The organism is Wolbachia endosymbiont (group A) of Cydia splendana (assembly GCF_947179475.1).
GTDB lineage: Bacteria > Pseudomonadota > Alphaproteobacteria > Rickettsiales > Anaplasmataceae > Wolbachia > Wolbachia pipientis.
Window position 1 is genome coordinate 441,217 of the sequence record NZ_CAMXBP010000001.1, and the last position, 17,200, is coordinate 458,416.

Sequence of the window (17,200 nt, forward strand, 5' to 3'; positions counted from 1 at the left end):
TTAATTTATAGCTCCGCTTCTATCAAGGCATAGAATGACGGAAGTGGGCTTTAATAGCTGTAATACTATAGCTGTTATACTCCAAAAGTAAGTATTAGATATAATAAATAGAAGAAATTAGATAGAATGATTAAAGGGGCAAGGATATAAAGGTTTAACTTGAAATAACCTGATAAAATTTGAATCACACTTCCAAGTGCTGGCACCCACGAAAGTAATAAAGTTGCAAAAATTAGCAAATTTTTTGTAACTTTTGGCGTTGTATATTCGTTTTCTAATTTGTGGTATGATTTTCGTATAGAGATTGTTATTCTACCTAAGTACCAGTTAACTATTCCACCAAGGCTTGATCCTAGTACTCCAAAAAATAACATAAGTAGTGGAGTGTGATACGACCTGAAATAAAGCATGGTATTGAACACAAAACCTTGATGTATGGGTAAGACTAATGATGATACTAGACTATCTGTGAATAACAGGAAGTAGTTTTCCATATCAATTTACCAGGTTGTTGTACCATCTTCATTGTCAGAAATTGTAATCCCCATTTGTTTCAACTGATTTCTTATTTTGTCTGCAGTATCGTAATTTTTATTTTTTTTTGCAATTTTTCTTAAGTCTATCAACCTTTCTATTTCTTGATGATTTACATCCACAGCAAACCACTTTTCATAACTTGACTCAAGAAGACCAATAAATCTGGCACTCTTAACAAAACTCTCAGTTAATTTAAGCTTTTCACTTTCATTACTCATTTTGTTGATTTTTGCAGCCATTTCATGTAATATAGCTAGAGCTTCAGGAATGTTTAAGTCGTTTTTTAAAGCGTCTATAAAATCTTTAGAAATCTCTGCGTTACTTTCATCAATATTTGTTGTATCTAAACCACGTGATAATCGATTAAATTTATTTAAGGTTTCCTGTGCATCAGAAATAACGTTTTCTGTCCAATCAAGTGGTTTTCTGTAGTGAGTTTTGAGCAGTGCATAGCGTATTACTTCACCCTTTATTCCACTATCTAGCAAATCCCTTACTTTGACTATATTAAATAAGGACTTGCTCATTTTCTCTTCATTTACTGTAAGAAAACCGTTATGTATCCAGTATTTTGCAAACATTGATCCAGCAAATGCAGACTTACTCTGTGCAATTTCATTTTCATGGTGAGGAAATTGTAAATCTATGCCGCCACCATGAATATCAAAATCTTTGCCAAGGTAAGCATATGACATTGCTGAGCATTCTATATGCCATCCAGGTCTGCCCTCTCCCCATGGGCTATTCCAATAACTTGAAAGTTTGTAGTCAATATCATTTGCAGGCTTCCACAGCACAAAATCTCCCGGGTGCTTTTTATTTTCATTAACTTCAACTCTGCTACCTGGAACCAATTCATCAGTTTTTTTTCCTGATAAAGCACCATATTCATGGTAAGATTCTATATTAAAATACACATGTTTGTCATATTCATAAGCGTGGCCTGATTGCAGCAAATGTTCAATTAATTTTATAATATAATCTACGTTTTTCGTTGCTTTTGGCTCGTGTGTTGGCTCTGCACAATTTATGCTTCTCATATCTTCATGAAAAGCCTTGGTGTAATATGTGCTGATACTTTCTATGTTGCTATTTTTTTCACTTGCTGCATTAATTATCTTATCATCAATGTCGGTTATGTTACGCACATAGGTAACTTTGCCATAACAAAACTTAAGTAGCTGAAATAACACATCATACACAACAACAGACCGTGCATTGCCTATATGTGCTGTGTCATATACTGTTGGTCCGCAAACATACATTTTCACATGATCTTTATCGATTGGTGTAAAAAGTTCCTTTTTTTTTGTTAAGGTGTTGTAAAGCCTAACCATATACGAAGCTTTTGAGAAAAGAAAATGCCCCAATTATAAGTTGTGGCCCTTTGACTACTACAACAAGAGTAAGCAATAGCCCACACAATGATATTAGAACTCCCAATATGGATAGAAACCCATCTTTACTCATGATACCAAGCGAAATAAGAGTCGTACCAATTGCAGGAATGAAGTTAGTAAGAGGTAGTGGAAGAGCTATTGATAACGCACAAAGCAGCATTATAAAAGCTAAAATTTTTTCACCGGGCCCATAGAAAATAAAAGACATTCTTGGTCTCATGAACTTTTCTATTTTTTTTAATGCTGGAGAAGTTTTTTCCACCACAAGAGCTAGTGTTGAACGCTGAAAAGATTTTCTTTCTAGCCAACTGGGCATCCAAGGAGAATCAAATCCAAATAAAAGCTGCAGTGAGAATAAGATTAAAGGTATAGAAAGAATAGTTGTATAACCAGGTGGAACCGGTATAGGCACCGATAGCGGCAAGGAGAAGATGATTATTAAAATACCAAAACCACGCTCATGCAAAGCTGTTTTAATGTCAAACAAAGTTACTTTATCGCTATCATTGTTATTGGTATCTGCAACTTCTTTTAGAATATCAGAAGCTAATTTATCACTTTTAGTCAACTTATCATTTTTTGACACGAAAAACCTTTGATAAAAATAATTCTTAACACAATTATTGTTTTATTTCAATATGCATTATTCATTTTGCGCTAGTAATTCGTTCTTTTGTTAAAGTGTTGTAAAGCTTTTAAGAAGAGAAAGTGCTCCGGTTATAAGTTGTGGTCCTTTGACTATTACAACAAGAGTAAGCAACAACGCGCACAATGATACTAAAACTCCCAATATGGATAGAAACCCGTCTTTACTCATAATGCTAAGTGAAATAAGAGTTGTGCCAATTGCAGGAAGGAAGTGAGTAAAAGGTAATGGAAGAGCTATTATTATTGCACAAAGCAACATCATAAAAGCCAGAATCTTCTCACCAGGCCCATAGAAAATGAAAGACAGTCTTGGCTTCATGAATTTTTCTATTTTTTCTAATACAGGGGAAGTTTTCTCTACCACAAGAGCTAGTGTTGAACGCTGAAAAGATCTTCTTTCTAGCCAACTGGGCATCCAAGGAGAATCAAATCCAAATAGAAGCTGCAGTGAGAATAAGATTAAAGGTATAGAAAGAATAGTTGTATAACCAGGTGGAACCGTTATAGGCACCGATAGCGGCAAGGAGAAGATGATTATTAAAATACCAAAACCGCGCTCATGCAAAGCTGTTTTAATGTCAAACAAAGTTACTTTATTGCTATCATTGTTATTGGTATCTGCAACCTCTTTTAGAATATCAGAAGCTAGTTTTTTATCTTTAGTTAGTTTCTCACTTTTTTGCACAATTATCCTTTAATAAAATATTCCTCTTAAGCTAACATAGTTGTTGCTGTATTTCAATATTTGTTATTTATTTCATACCAACACTTCATCTCTTTCATTCTTTAACCTGACTAAGTTTTTAAACAGATGACATGCACTAAGGTGCATGTCACGAAGTATGAGGACGCTAACGATCTGGTTCATTAGACGATAATTTTTCTGAGTCCTTAAGCTCCTGTTTAAGGTTTTTGATGCCTTTTCCTAAATCACCCATAACTTGCGGTAATCTGCCTGCACCAAACAGAACTAAAATTATTATTAAGACTAGAAACAATTGCCATGGTCCTAAACTCATTTTCACCTCCATTTAAAATATTGACCTTTAAATATTAAAACTTGACTGAAGTCAAGTAACACATAGATTATATCACCTTTATTTAATTATAAATCAAGGTTTTTTAATTATTTTATAACAATCCCAAACTAGATTATTTTCTTGCAGCGAATAAGTGGAAACTTTTCGCTTAACTGTAGAGTAGAAGAGAGCTCACTAAAAAACTTTGCTAGCGTATCATCTTTAGGCTTATGGTATATATCGCTAGAAACTCCTGATTGAATAATTTTACCATTTTTCATTACGTAGATAAAATCTGCAACTTTCAATGCTTCTTGCGGGTCATGAGTTACCATTAGCACAGGGATATTTTTACTTCTGAAAAGGGACAATATATGTTGTCTTATTCGGCACTTGAGCAGTATATCTAAATTAGAAAATGGTTCATCTAACAACACAACATCAGGGTTTTGTGCCATCACTCTTGCTATTGCAACTAATTGTTGCTGTCCTCCAGATAAGGCGTTAGGGTACATATTTTCATATTTTTCTATATTGAGTAACTTCAAGATTTCCAATGCAATTAGGTGCTTTTCTCTCTTGGAAGAGCTGCGGATAGCAAAGGTTATATTTTCTACTACTGTTTTATGAGGAAATAATGCAGAATGCTGAAAAATCAATCCGATATTTCTATGCTCTATAGCGACTGATGCCTTATTACTTGCAACTAACCTATCATTTATAAAAATAGTTCCAGATTTTGGATTTTCTATCCCCGCAATTAATTTCAAAATTGTTGACTTGCCACAGCCAGAATGCCCCAATAAACATGCAACATTTCCTTTCTTTACTTTAATGTTTATATTGCTTAAAGCAAAGTCGTTTTGATTGTTATAGAAATAACCAATATTGTTAACTAGCATTAATCTTACTTAAACCATGTTATTAAATATAATAGCATTATACTCAAGAAGTACAGAAATGTTTTTTGTCGTCATAAATTGGTTATGCAAGAAATCTAGAAAAGAAAGGATTTTTTGCTATAACTTTACATGAATGGTAGGAAACATGGGACTATAGCTCAGCAGGATAGAGCGTTGGACTCCTAATCCGAAGGTCGTGCGTTCGAATCGCACTAGTCCCACCACATTGCTTCACAAATTTTATGGAGATTTTTTTTCACAAATACGCACACCTTTTTTTGCGGTTTTAAGATATAAATTCCCTAATAATAAAACGGGTTTTGTGTCATTCCAGTACTCCTCTCTTATAATTTACGTGTTTAAGAATAACTTCTGCTAAACCTTTACTAATTCCAGGTATGTTTTGAATTTCAGCCAGAGAAGCTTTGCTTATATTTTTCACTGAACCAAAATAAGACATCAACGCTTTTTTTCTTTTGTTGCCAATGCCGGGTATTTTGCTTAATTGTGAAACTATAAACTGTTTATCGCGTTTTTTTCTATGTGAAGTTATCGCAAAACGGTGGGCTTCATTACGCAGCGATTGTAAGTAAAGCATGACTTTGCTGTCATTTGCCAGACTGAATTCTTCCCTGCCCAGCATATAAAATCTTTCATTTCCTGCGTTACGATCAGGACCTTTTGCCATACAAGCAAAAGGAACGTTTATATTCAATACTTCCAGTACATTCTGTACTATGGAAACATGTCCTGGTCCACCATCAATCAGTAAAAAATCAGGTATTATGCCTTTTATATTGCCGGAGAAACGTCTGGTTAGCACTTCCCTCATCATTTTATAGTCATCGCCTGAAAATTTTTCCTTTATAGTAAATTTTCTGTACTCACTTTTTAAAAAACCCTCCTGCCCTGCAACAACCATTACACCAATTTGTTGGTTTCCAAATATATGGCTATTGTCATAAACCTCAATACGCTTTGGAATATTTGGTAACAAGAAGATTTTGCTAAGCTCTTCAAGCTTTTCTAGGTTATTTCTATAATCGATAAGCTTCTGCTCTAAGCTATGCTGAGAGTTATCATAAACAAATTTCAATAAATCACGCTCTTTTTTATTCTTTGCATGCAGAACTTTTACTGGCTTTTGAGCAACCTTATATAGTGCTTGTTCTATAATTTCCTTATCCACAATAGAATCTGGAACGTAAATTTGTATTGGAGGTATGTTAGCTGAATTATAAAAATTGACCAAAAAGGTGGATAAAATTTCATCATTTGAGTGATCACCACAGTTCTCGGCAAAGTAAGGAGTGCTGCCGTAGTTGTCTTTATTTCTAAACGATAACACACTAATACATGCTAGATCCTCTTCACGTACAATACTGAAGAAATCTGCATCTTTTTCAAAAGAAAAATCCGTGTGCTGTATTTGAATTTGCTCAAGAAACTTTACCCGATCTCTATATATAGCAGCAAGCTCATAGTTTTCTTCACTGCTGCACTTTCTCATTGTGAAAAGTAACTGTTCTTTCACTTCCTTATTTCTTCCAAGCAATGTATTTCGTGCCTGTTTTACTGATTGGCAGTAGTCGTCTTTTGTGATTTTGTTTATGCATGGTGCTGAGCAGCGCTTAATTTGATATTCAATACATGGTCTTTTTGTTGAGGAAAAGTATTGATCTGAACATACTCTTAGGAGAAAAGCTTTTTGCAATGACAATATAGTTTGCTTAACAGCAGCGGCAGATGTAAAGGGACCATAATAATAAAACTCATTCTTCTTAAATTTGCCTCTATATTTTGCTATTCTTGGATAATCGTGCTTGGAAATTGTTATATAAGGATAAGATTTTCCATCCTTAAGCACAATATTATAAAGTGGTTTCAATGATTTTATTAGCTGTGCTTCAAGAAGCAGTGCTTCGATTTCATTCTCAGTGATGAATATTTCAACCTTAATAACCTGTGAGAGCATAACTCTAATTCGTTCAGAAAGGTTTTCGAATTGAAGGTAGTCGGATAACCTTGACTTTAAGTTTTTTGCTTTTCCAACATATAAAACTTTATTCTTATCTCCGACCATCTTATACACGCCACAGGACTGTGGAGATGATTTGATTTGTTCTTTATATTGCCTGAGCATTTATCCATTGCTTAACCTGTATGAGGTTAAAATCTGCTACTAAATGAAAGATGGAAACTACATTTTCAAGCAAAGATAATCTGTTTCTTCTCAGCTTATCAGAATCACAGTTAATCTTTATACTGTCCATAAACTGATTGATAAACGGAGCAAAACCAGCAAGTTCATCAAGTGCTACATTAAAGTGGTTATTTTTTATCGCTTGTTTTATGTTTTTACAAGCAGTTATAGCACAATTTGATAGCGCAATTTCTTCACTTTCAATCAAAAACCTCTTACCGTAAGATGCACTATAAGTAGTGCCATCACTTTTCCTTGCTTTGCTCATCATGTTACTGACTCTTTTGTAAGTGCTTAGAATTTGTTCACCTTCTGGAGTACTAAGATAACGATCCAATATAACAGTTTGCTTTTCTGCTGTCAGCAGATCATTAATATCGATTTTATATAGTATTGAATCTACAACATCTTGCCTTATATCTCTATTTTTTAAAATAACCTTGAATCTTTCTAAGCAAAATCTAAATACTAGTTCTGAAATTTGTTTTCTATTCGGCTTATCAACTGACGCTGTATTTTTATTAAATAGAAGCCTTGAATATAAAGATGCTGACTTGTCTATCATTAGCCTAATTGGAACATGCAAATTATTTTCAAGTATTGTCCTAATTATACCAATTGTCATTCTCCGCAAACCAAATTGATCATACGAACCAGAGATTTTCTCACCTGCTGCAATTAAACCAACTAAGCTATCCACTTTGTCTGCAATTGACACAGCAATTGCAGAAGGAGATTTAGGACACTCCTGCTCTGGCCCGATTGGCTTATAATGCTCAGTTATAGCTTCCACTATTTCTCTATCTTCTTGAAAATAAGAAGCATAATATCCACCCATTACTCCTTGTAATTCTGGAAACTCTCTTACTATCGATGTTGCCAAATCAGTTTTTGCCAAATATGCAGCACGTTCAACTTTTATCAGCGAAGCATGTGGAATAAATATAGCTATATACTTTGACAGAGCCGTAATACGCTTCACCTTTTCCCCCACGCTGCCAAGTGAAGCATGAAATAATATCGAACCTAATTTTTTGACATAATGATCCAGATCTTCCTTTTTGTCCTGAGATATCAAAAATTGTGCATCAGCAAGACGTGCTTCTAATATTCTTTCGTGCCCTTTAACAACTTCACCATTGTTGACGTTGACAACAGTGACAAAGTGTGAAATTCTCTTTCCATTACTTAAAGCAAGGTATTTTTGTTGTGTATTAACTATACTAAGTATTACTTCCTTCGGTAATCCAAATGACTTTTCTTGATTCACTTCACCAAACAGTACGATTGGCCACTCTATAAGCCCTGTCAATTCATTTAGTAAATAATCATTTTTCTCAAGTTGTAAATTCTGCTCTTTTGTGAATTTATTAATCTGATCTAGTATAAATTGCTTTCTTTTGTCCATTTGGAGAATTACACTGTTTTTTTCTAGCAATTCAAAATAGTCTTTAGGTGCTTTAACAGTTAACGCTGTACCACTTGAGAGAAATCGATGGCCATATGTTGTGTTAGATGCTGTGATCCCTGCAAAAGACACAGGTATTATTTCGTCATTTAAAATGCATAAAATGTTTTTGATTGGCCTAACCCACCTTTCTTTTCCTTTGCCCCATCTCATGCTCTTCAACCAAGAAAAGTTTTTGAGCATTTCCTCCAGTTGATTTTTGAGGAATTCTCTGATGTTAAATGAGCAGCTTTCTCTTTTAATGAAGTAAAAATCCTCATTATTTACTTTTCGAACGAGCAAATCTTCTTCATTTTTCTGATATTTTCTTAAAAAACCTTCGATAGCACTTTTTGGTGCGTTAATGTTTGGTCCCTTAACTTCGTTATTGGAATCCTTTAGCTCCAAAGCATTTATGTTGTCAACAAATAGAGTAATGCGACGTGCCGTTATAAAAACCTCCATTGATGTAAATTTTACATTATTTTTGTTAAAAACATTGGCAATACAGCTTTTAACTTGAGTTGCAACTACATTCTGCATTCTCGGTGGTATTTCTTCTGAAAGGCACTCAAATAATAACTGCAACGACATACGCTATTTACTCATGTACAATTCACAACATTTTTTTGTTAGCTCTCTAACTTTACCAATATAAGCTGTACGTTCATTCACACCAAGCACACCTCTTGCATCAAGCAGATTAAGTAGGTGACTAGTTTTAATACATTGGTCATAGGCTGCCATTGGTAGCTCCTTTTCAATAAGGAACTTACACAATTTTTCCGTATCTTCGAATTGCTGCTGTACCACTTTAGTATCATAATAATCTAACGCTAGATAAGAAAATTCATATTCTCTTTGTTTAAAAATATCTCCGTAAGTTACACCGTTATCGTTCCAAATTATATCGTAAACATTATCTACACCTTGTATGCACATTGCTAAACGTTCCAACCCATATGCCACCTCACCAGGAATCATCTTGCAGTCAATCCCTCCAACTTGCTGTATATAAGTAAGCTGTGTTACTTCCATTCCATTGCATGTAACTTCCCATCCAAGTCCTGATGCACCAACACTTGGATTTTCCCAATCATCTTCAACAAACTTAATATCATATTTTTCTGTAGATATGCCAAGAACTTTTAAGCTATCTAAATAGACGTCTTGTAAATTATTACCAGATGGCTTTATTATAACTTGATATTGGTGATGTTGATACAAGCGATTAGGATTATCACTATAGCGTCCATCTGCTGGCCTAATTACTGGTTGTAGATATGCAATTTTTGTCGGTTTTGTATCAATTGCAGACATAATTGTTGCAGGATGTAATGTGCCAGCACCAACTTCAGATGTGTATGGGTGAAGTATAACACATCCTTCACTAGCCCAAAAATCTTGTAACTCTTTTATTATACTTTGTAAGTTCACACAAATTGCACACTTTTTATACTAAATATATAAATAAATAAGTACTATTCAATACCTATTTTTTTAACAGTATCATGTAAATAATCACCTAAGACTGCTGAACTTTCTCTCACATACTGAATTATGCTTTTATTTAGGACAATTGCATCATGCATAGTTAAATCGCAGAATATAAATGCTGTTAAATACAGTAAAATCACCGCATAAAATGTGTGAAAAATCCCCTCAAATGTAATTGACATTGCATTATTATAGCTGAGCTGTATTGAACTTATTGGCCATGGTTTTATCACTTCTACGACATTAAAAAATACGTAAGGTATCATAAGAAAAAAGAAAAAGTGCATAAAATCATTAAACCAAAATGGGCATTGAAACATCTGCTTACATATATTCCCATAGAGTTTACTTACAGCATAATAAATTGACATTATTGCTGGCATTGAAAGTGCTACAGTCAGTACTTGCCCTGACGCTATTTGTATTACTATTTCTTCACCACTGTTTGCTGAAGGGTCTTGAGCATGAAAAATAAATATTCCAATTAATTGCATTACTAACATAACTATTGCCAATTTTGTAAAAACAGCAGCTACGACTATTCCTGAGTCTGGCATTTTATATAGTAAGTATTCGCCTCCATATGTAAGAATTAATATAACATCGACAATAAATAATATTAAAAAAGAAGACCAATAGTTCTGCCAACTTGGTAAATATCCTATTCCTAAAAGAGAGCTTACTGTTTTAGCAGGAAAAACCTTGCCTAGCATCTTCCCCAAAAATTTAAAAAAAATCCCCATGTTCTAAGTAACACTTGGTTTATATTATTTATAATACTGTATTGTAACGGACTTATCAATAACTTAAAACATGTATTGGAAGATTTTAGGTAATATGCAGCAACAGTAGAAGAACGTGCGCCAAAAATTTAATAATTTTATAGGGCTTATGCACTTAAATTTTTTGCAATATCAAGTGCAGCGTAAGTGAATATTGCACTTGCACCCGCACGTTTGAAACCAATCAAAGACTCATAAATCACCTTGTCATAATCTAGCCAGCCATTATTTGCAGCAGCTTTTATCATTGCGTACTCACCGCTTACTTGGTAAGCAAAAATCGGAAAATTAAACTTATCACTTGCTGTTTTGATAATATCTAAATATGGCATACCTGGTTTAATCATAATAAAGTCTGCACCTTCATTTATATCCATTTCAATTTCGCACATTGCTTCGCGCGCATTTTTATAATCCATTTGATAACCACTTTTGTCTATAGAATGTGATAGCCCACATGAACCAACGACTTGCCTGAATGGAGCATAGAAGCTAGAGCAGTATTTCACTGCATAAGATAATATTAATACGTCTTGAAAGTTGTTATCATCTAATGATTTTCTGATTCTTCCTATTCTACCATCCATCATATCAGAAGGAGCAACTATATCACATCCTGCTTTCGCTAAAGCAAACGCTTGCTTACACAGCACTGATATAGTTTCATCGTTTTCTACATCCATCTGATTATCTTTTAAAATGCCGTCATGGCCATGAATAGTGTATGGATCCAGTGCAACGTCTGCAATAATACCAATTTCAGGTACCTTTAATTTTACAGCACGGATTGCTTTGCAGATTAAGTTGTCAGAATTATATGCTCCCTCAGCGTTTTCAGATTTTAGTTTACTATCAACTACAGGAAAAATTGCAACAGCATTAATTCCTAAATCTTTAGCTTCCTTAACTATAGACACTAATCCATCTATTGAATAACACTTTACGCCTGGTAAGCCAGAAATTGGTTCAGTTGTTTCTTCTCTGTCATGAACAAACAGAGGAAGAACCAGATCATTTACTGATAAACTATTTTCACTTGTTAAATTGCGAACCCATTTGCTCGAGCGCCTGCGTCTTAATCTTGTATTTGGGAAATTAAACATTGGATCCAGGCAAATTCCCAGTAAAGAGCAACACCCCTGAAATGAGTATCACCCAAAACACTGATATTGGCAAAAATACTTTCCAACCAAGGCGCATTAGCTGATCATATCGATAACGAGGTATTGTTGCTCTAATCCAAATAAATACGAATAAAAGTATAATTATCTTCAAAACGAACCAAATTAAACCTGGAATTTTATAAAGCAAACCAAGTTCTAACGGAGGATACCACCCTCCTAGAAAGAATATCGTCATCATAGCACTTGCTAAAATCATATTTGCATATTCTCCAAGAAAAAAGAGGGCAAAAGGCATGGATGAATATTCAACGTTATATCCAGAGACAAGCTCTGCTTCAGCTTCTGGTAAATCAAATGGGTGACGATTAGTTTCTGCAAGCAAAGAAATAAAAAATATTATTCCTATAGGCATTAGTAGCAAATCAACCCAAAATGGCATATTGTGTTTCGCTACCACCATCTCTCCAAGATTTAATGTTCCAGTGGTAATAACGACTGCAGCAACTATTAAGCCTATTGAAACTTCATATGAAATCATCTGAGCAGCCGACCGTATAGCGCCAAGGAATGCATAATTGGAGTTGCTTGACCAGCCTGCAATAATCACGCCGTATACTCCCAGCGACGATATAGCTAGCACGTAAAGCACTCCAACATTAATATTTGCTATAACCTTAGGAATAACTACTTGCTGGCCATTTTCTACAATTACTTCAGCACCAAACGGTATAACTGCCCAGGCAATTAATGCCAAGATAAAGGTAAGCATTGGAGCCATAATGAACAGTATGGTGCTCGCTCTAAATGGTATTATCGGCTCTTTAATCAGTAGTTTAATAGCATCTGCAAATGGCTGCAATAGCCCAAAAGGTCCAACTACACTTGGGCCGTGCCTCAGTTGAATTGCAGCAAGGACCTTACGCTCAAAGTATGTCAAATATGCAACTGAAAGTAGTAGCGGTACTAAAATAAATAAAATATTAACTAGCGTGTTCATAAAAAGCTTTAGTACAATCTGCCATTATTTTTGAAGCGCGACTTATTGAATCCGTCATATAAAAATTACACTCCTTTAAAGTAAAAGGTGTATTACTTAAATTTATTTTACCATTGCTAATTGGCACCCATGTGTTTTTTATCACTTGATCAGCATTTCTAAACTGTGGACCGATAGTATCTAATTTTTTTCTCACGTCAAATAAACTATCATATGGTAAGGAGAGATCCAAATATTGCGAGAGATTTTTAATAATTAACCAGTCCTCCTTTGCTTCACCTGGAGGAAATACAGCTAAATTTGTTCTTTGCACTCGACCTTCAGTGTTTACATAAGTTGCATATTTTTCTGTATATGCAGCACCAGGCAAGATAACATCTGCCACATGTGCACCCTTATCACCGTGATGACCTTGATAAATTACAAATGTGTTTTCTAACTTTGATGTGTCAAATTCATCTGCACCAAGAAGATAAACAACTTCTATTTCACCACTTTCTGCATGTTCCAATATTTGATTAATATCCCTTTCGCCTTTTTTAGGAACAAACCCAATATCTAGCCCACCAACTCTTGCTGCAGCTTTATGCAGCACATTAAAGCCATTCCAGTCATCTCTGATCATGTTAAATTTTTCTGCAATTTTGCCAGCCAGAACTAGAACTAATTCATAATCATCTCTTACTAATGCATCTTGACCGATAATCAGCATAGGGTTTTGAGCAGCTACCAGCAGCTCACAGAATTTATGACTTCCATTTGCTATTTCACTCAAAATATCAGGATTATCGCCCAATTTCTCAACATGATACAAATATTCAATGTTAGGACCAACACTTGCAACAGGAAAGTTGCCCTGTAAATATCTCTTTCTCAATCTTACGTTAATGATCGGTGCTTCTATCCTTGGGTTTGTATTTATAAGCAGACACAAATCCGCATTCTCTATACCTTCAATAGTGGTATTGAACACATACGATCCACGATTATTTGGTATAAGTTTTGCACCATCTTGCCTACAGTCTATATTCCCCGAGCCGAGCTTCTGCATCATTTCTTTAAGTAGAAGCATAGACTCACAATCTGCTAAATCACCTGCAATTGCAGCTATTTTATTTGATTTTGTATTCTTTAATTTCTTTGCAGCAACAGTTAATGCCTCATTCCAATCAACTGGGGCTAATTTACCATCTTTTTTTACATAAGGTCGATCAAGACGCTGAACTTTTAGTCCATCATAGGCAAAGCGGGTTTTATCTGATATCCATTCTTCATTTACCTCTTCGCTCAGCCTTGGCAATATCCTCATAACTTCCGGGCCACGATAATCAACTCTAATACTACTTCCCACAGCATCTAGTACATCTATAGTTTCGCAATGTGATAGCTCCCATGGACGCGCTGTAAAGGAGTAAGGCTTTGAAGTTAAAGCCCCTACCGGGCAGAGATCTATGATATTTCCGGATAATTCAGAACTAATATGCCTTTTTATGTAAGTGCTAATCTCTACATTTTCTCCCCTTCCGATTCCTCCAAGTTCATTTGTACCTGCAACATCAGACAAAAATCTAACACACCGAGTGCAATGAATGCATCGATTCATCGCAGTCTCAATCAATGGTCCAAAGTGTTTTTTTGGCACAGCCCTCTTATGCTCATCAAGTCTGCTGGTTCCTTTCCCATAAGCCATCGTGATATCTTGCAAATCGCATTCACCACCCTGATCGCAAATTGGGCAATCAAGCGGGTGGTTAATTAGCAAAAACTCAAGCACACCTTCACGTGCTTTTTTAACCTTAGGGGTATCAGTGTGAATAACCATCCCTTCTGCAACTGGCATTGCACAAGAGGCTACTGGTTTTGGAGGTCCACCCTCCACTTCAACCAAACACATTCTGCAATTACCAGCAATTGCTAAACGCTCATGATAACAAAAACGTGGAATTTCAACGCCCACGACTTCACAAGCTTGAATTATAGTGAGCCCATGCTCTACTTCACATTCCTTAGAATTAATAGTAACTTTAACCACAACTATTATACAGCTTCCCACTTTATAGGATTGCCGCTTACCTCATCTTCAACCAGATTGCCGTTGTCATATTGAGCAGACATATAATTCATGCGCGAGTCACGATCTATATATCTAACAGGTTTTACTGGTTTATCTTTATACATTTTTTGCTCGGCCTTCTTACGCTGAGTAGGGTTATTTTTACTAGCTGTCTTTGCTTTCCCACCTGCTGCCATATAAACTCCTAAAAACTTTTCATTCTATTTTAACACTTAAGTATACAGCGTCAATATTTAATAACTTTAAAATTTCAATAGATCTCTTATTATAATCATTTTACAATCATTGTTTAAATAAAAAGTTACCCCTTGATGCCATTCCAGCGCATGACGCACAGCTGTACGAACATTGCAATTTGCAGGCAATTTGCGTGGCAGATTCAAGTAGCTGACACTGGTTTCCATCCAAAACAGCAGTAGCCCTTTTGGTGTCATTTCAGTGCTTGACACTGAAATCCAGGATTTTGATTGGATACTGAGTTGGTAAGCATAAAAGTATAGCTAACGCGAGCTCTACGTCATACCGCGATTTATTCGCGGTATCTCAAAGCATAGATCCCGCTGCGGGATGACGATTGTCGTTTAGCTATAAACATTAAGAAATTTACCAAATAAAAAAAAGGCAAAAGAAGCCCTGGGGTTATTATCTGCTTTAAAATATTGGCGTTTTTTATGTTTTAAACGCTTGACAAGCGAAATTTAGCTGCTTTTAATTGCAACTAACCTACGCTGCAAATGTTTAAGAAATTTACTAAGCAGAAAAAAAGACAAAGAACCCCCGAGTTAGCTAGTCTTTTACTATCTCTGTCGAGTATTGGCATTTTTTGATGTCTTGTAACGCTTTATAAGCGCGTTCAGCTTATTTAGATAAAAATCTAGATGTAGATGAAGTTTTGTAAAGACATACAGTATCTATATACTGCAAAAAATTGAACATAAGACGCCGATACATTAAGTAATCCTTACCTTTTAATCTGCAGATTGGCGAAAGCAAATACAATAGCTTCAGTTTCATGATAAGGGGGCTGGCGGAGTTTGTCAAGGAAGTTTTTTCGTTTCTGCAGGCTACTTTCCGACACCAGTGGTGTTAAGTATTCGTACAGTTATTGGTGTTATCAAGATACTCCCTAATCTTCTTCAAATCCTCCCAGGCTAAACGTTTTTGTGCCGGTTGGCGAAGTAGGTAAGCTGGATGAAATATAGCGGCTGTGGTGATTGAATTGGACAAATATTGGTTAGTGTACGTATGAAATCTGCCACGCAAATTCGATATAGTTTTTGTGCTGTCAAGAAGGCTATAACATGCGATTCCCCCGACCAAAATTAAAATTTGTGGTGAAACTAGTGCAACGTGTTTTTCGACAAATGGTCTGCACATATCAAGCTCTAGGTCGGTTGGCTTTCTATTGCCAGGTGGACGCCAAAATACAGCATTGCTTATGTATACCTTAGTGCGATCAAGATTGATTGCATTTAACATTTTATCGAGCAACATTCCACTTGCACCACAAAATGGTATGCCTTGAAGGTCTTCATTTGCTCCTGGAGCTTCACCAACGAGCATAATTTTTGCATTTGGATTACCATCGGAAAAGACAGTATTAGTTGCAGTTTTTTTTATCTCACAACCTTCAAATGATTCAACTGCACTTCTTAATTCATCCACACTACCACATTTACCTGCAAGTTTCCTTGCTTCAATTATCCAATCACTTGGAAACATGTCTTTTCCATCTTTAGTGTCATTCCAGCGCATATCTGCATCTTTCTTCTTGGTCCCAGTTTGGATAACAGAGGGTTGTACACTCTCTTTGCTCTCCAATTTTTTTTCCTCTTCACCCTCCATTAGTGTGCAATCAACGCCCACTTCATGGTAAAATTTTAATAATTCTAGGTCTTTATTGCTCATAATGCTTTTTAACCTTTTGTGCTTTTTTCATGGCCATATCATACTTTAATTTAGATAAATGTCTAATATATAATATGCCGTTTAAGTGATCTAATTCATGCTGAATACACCTTGCAAGCCAACCACTAGCTTTTAGCCTCTGTTCTTCGTTATTTAAGTCTCTGTATTTCACAGTTAAATACTTTGGACGCTTAATTTCATAGCTTTGCTCTGGAATTGAAAGGCACCCTTCCTTGAGAGTCACTTGTTCATCGGATAATTCTGTAATCTCAGGATTAATCATGTAAAATTTGCCAGTTGAGCCATATCCTGCTGGCTCATTTTCAATCGTTTCTAGCTGAATATCCATAACAAAAATTCTCTTTAACACTCCAACTTGCACTGCAGCAAGGCCCAGACCTTCTGCATCATACATAGTTTCGAACATGTCGTTTACTAATTCTTTAATTTTATCGTTTATATCTGTTACTTCACTGGCACGTGTGATTAGTCTTTCATCAGGGGCAATTACAATTGGTAATATGGACATAAAAATTATAATTCTATGTTTTGCTTTTCCTTTTGTCCAGAATTTAGTGTATATTAAAATGTTGCTATATCTATAATAGAAATATAAATTATTAAAGAAAGCTACAATTTAAATGAAATTGCGTAATAAGGTT

The 17,200-nt window shown here is 35.3% G+C and carries 17 protein-coding genes and 1 tRNA gene; 1 reads left to right on the forward strand and 17 read right to left on the reverse strand.

Annotated elements, in window-relative coordinates:
* Positions 1 to 74: 74 nt before the first annotated feature.
* The 6 genes from OM961_RS02055 to OM961_RS02080 form a co-directional block, all read right to left on the reverse strand.
* Entirely contained in the window at positions 75 to 494 is a 420-nt protein-coding gene (locus OM961_RS02055; RefSeq protein ID WP_155968794.1) for a YqaA family protein, read from the reverse strand.
* A 6-nt stretch (positions 495 to 500) separates the two neighbouring features.
* Positions 501 to 1,874: a cysteine--tRNA ligase gene (gene cysS / locus OM961_RS02060; RefSeq protein WP_264339258.1), complete on the reverse strand. Its 1,374-nt coding sequence runs from the start codon at positions 1,872 to 1,874 to the stop codon at positions 501 to 503.
* Entirely contained in the window at positions 1,867 to 2,523 is a 657-nt protein-coding gene (locus OM961_RS02065; RefSeq protein WP_007549323.1) for an exopolysaccharide biosynthesis protein, read from the reverse strand. Before OM961_RS02065 ends, cysS begins: the two co-directional genes overlap by 8 nt.
* A gap of 90 nt (positions 2,524 to 2,613) precedes the next feature.
* A complete protein-coding gene (locus OM961_RS02070; RefSeq protein WP_264339259.1) occupies positions 2,614 to 3,270 on the reverse strand; it encodes an exopolysaccharide biosynthesis protein in 657 nt (218 codons plus the stop codon).
* A 166-nt stretch (positions 3,271 to 3,436) separates the two neighbouring features.
* Positions 3,437 to 3,604: a twin-arginine translocase TatA gene (gene tatA, locus OM961_RS02075; RefSeq protein WP_006013840.1), complete on the reverse strand. Its 168-nt coding sequence runs from the start codon at positions 3,602 to 3,604 to the stop codon at positions 3,437 to 3,439.
* A 128-nt stretch (positions 3,605 to 3,732) separates the two neighbouring features.
* On the reverse strand, positions 3,733 to 4,506 hold the full coding sequence (locus tag OM961_RS02080; protein WP_006280146.1) for an ABC transporter ATP-binding protein: 774 nt from the start codon (positions 4,504 to 4,506) through the stop codon (positions 3,733 to 3,735).
* 147 nt (positions 4,507 to 4,653) lie between these two features.
* Between OM961_RS02080 and OM961_RS02085 the strand changes: the two genes are divergently transcribed.
* Positions 4,654 to 4,730: transfer RNA gene (locus tag OM961_RS02085), tRNA-Arg, on the forward strand.
* A gap of 101 nt (positions 4,731 to 4,831) precedes the next feature.
* Here the strand turns inward: OM961_RS02085 and uvrC are convergent.
* The 11 genes from uvrC to def all read right to left on the reverse strand — a co-directional run bounded on the left by uvrC (position 4,832) and on the right by def (position 17,067).
* Positions 4,832 to 6,649, reverse strand: a complete 1,818-nt coding sequence (gene uvrC / locus OM961_RS02090; RefSeq protein WP_264339260.1) for an excinuclease ABC subunit UvrC — start codon at positions 6,647 to 6,649, stop codon at positions 4,832 to 4,834.
* The gene (glyS, locus tag OM961_RS02095; protein ID WP_264339261.1) at positions 6,633 to 8,750 is read right to left on the reverse strand and encodes a glycine--tRNA ligase subunit beta; all 2,118 of its coding nucleotides are present in this window, start codon (positions 8,748 to 8,750) and stop codon (positions 6,633 to 6,635) included. The genes uvrC and glyS overlap by 17 nt, the downstream gene beginning before the upstream one ends.
* 3 nt (positions 8,751 to 8,753) lie before the next feature.
* Positions 8,754 to 9,593, reverse strand: a complete 840-nt coding sequence (locus OM961_RS02100) for a glycine--tRNA ligase subunit alpha (protein WP_264339262.1) — start codon at positions 9,591 to 9,593, stop codon at positions 8,754 to 8,756.
* Between the two features lie 44 nt (positions 9,594 to 9,637).
* Positions 9,638 to 10,396 (reverse strand): phosphatidylglycerophosphatase, encoded by a 759-nt coding sequence (locus OM961_RS02105; protein ID WP_182364786.1) that lies wholly within the window; start codon positions 10,394 to 10,396, stop codon positions 9,638 to 9,640.
* 146 nt (positions 10,397 to 10,542) lie between these two features.
* Positions 10,543 to 11,538 (reverse strand): porphobilinogen synthase, encoded by a 996-nt coding sequence (gene hemB / locus OM961_RS02110; protein ID WP_264339263.1) that lies wholly within the window; start codon positions 11,536 to 11,538, stop codon positions 10,543 to 10,545.
* Entirely contained in the window at positions 11,531 to 12,556 is a 1,026-nt protein-coding gene (nuoH, locus tag OM961_RS02115; RefSeq protein ID WP_264339264.1) for an NADH-quinone oxidoreductase subunit NuoH, read from the reverse strand. The genes hemB and nuoH overlap by 8 nt, the downstream gene beginning before the upstream one ends.
* Positions 12,540 to 14,588, reverse strand: coding sequence for an NADH-quinone oxidoreductase subunit NuoG (gene nuoG / locus OM961_RS02120; protein ID WP_264339265.1), 2,049 nt, complete (start codon positions 14,586 to 14,588; stop codon positions 12,540 to 12,542). Before nuoG ends, nuoH begins: the two co-directional genes overlap by 17 nt.
* A gap of 5 nt (positions 14,589 to 14,593) precedes the next feature.
* Complete coding sequence (locus OM961_RS02125; RefSeq protein ID WP_006279675.1) at positions 14,594 to 14,806, reverse strand: hypothetical protein; 213 nt, start codon at positions 14,804 to 14,806, stop codon at positions 14,594 to 14,596.
* A 66-nt stretch (positions 14,807 to 14,872) separates the two neighbouring features.
* Positions 14,873 to 15,079: a hypothetical protein gene (locus OM961_RS02130; protein WP_038250894.1), complete on the reverse strand. Its 207-nt coding sequence runs from the start codon at positions 15,077 to 15,079 to the stop codon at positions 14,873 to 14,875.
* Between the two features lie 637 nt (positions 15,080 to 15,716).
* A complete protein-coding gene (locus OM961_RS02135) occupies positions 15,717 to 16,538 on the reverse strand; it encodes a uracil-DNA glycosylase (protein WP_182309146.1) in 822 nt (273 codons plus the stop codon).
* Positions 16,528 to 17,067 (reverse strand): peptide deformylase, encoded by a 540-nt coding sequence (def, locus tag OM961_RS02140; protein WP_264339266.1) that lies wholly within the window; start codon positions 17,065 to 17,067, stop codon positions 16,528 to 16,530. Before def ends, OM961_RS02135 begins: the two co-directional genes overlap by 11 nt.
* Between the last annotated feature and the right edge of the window lie 133 nt (positions 17,068 to 17,200).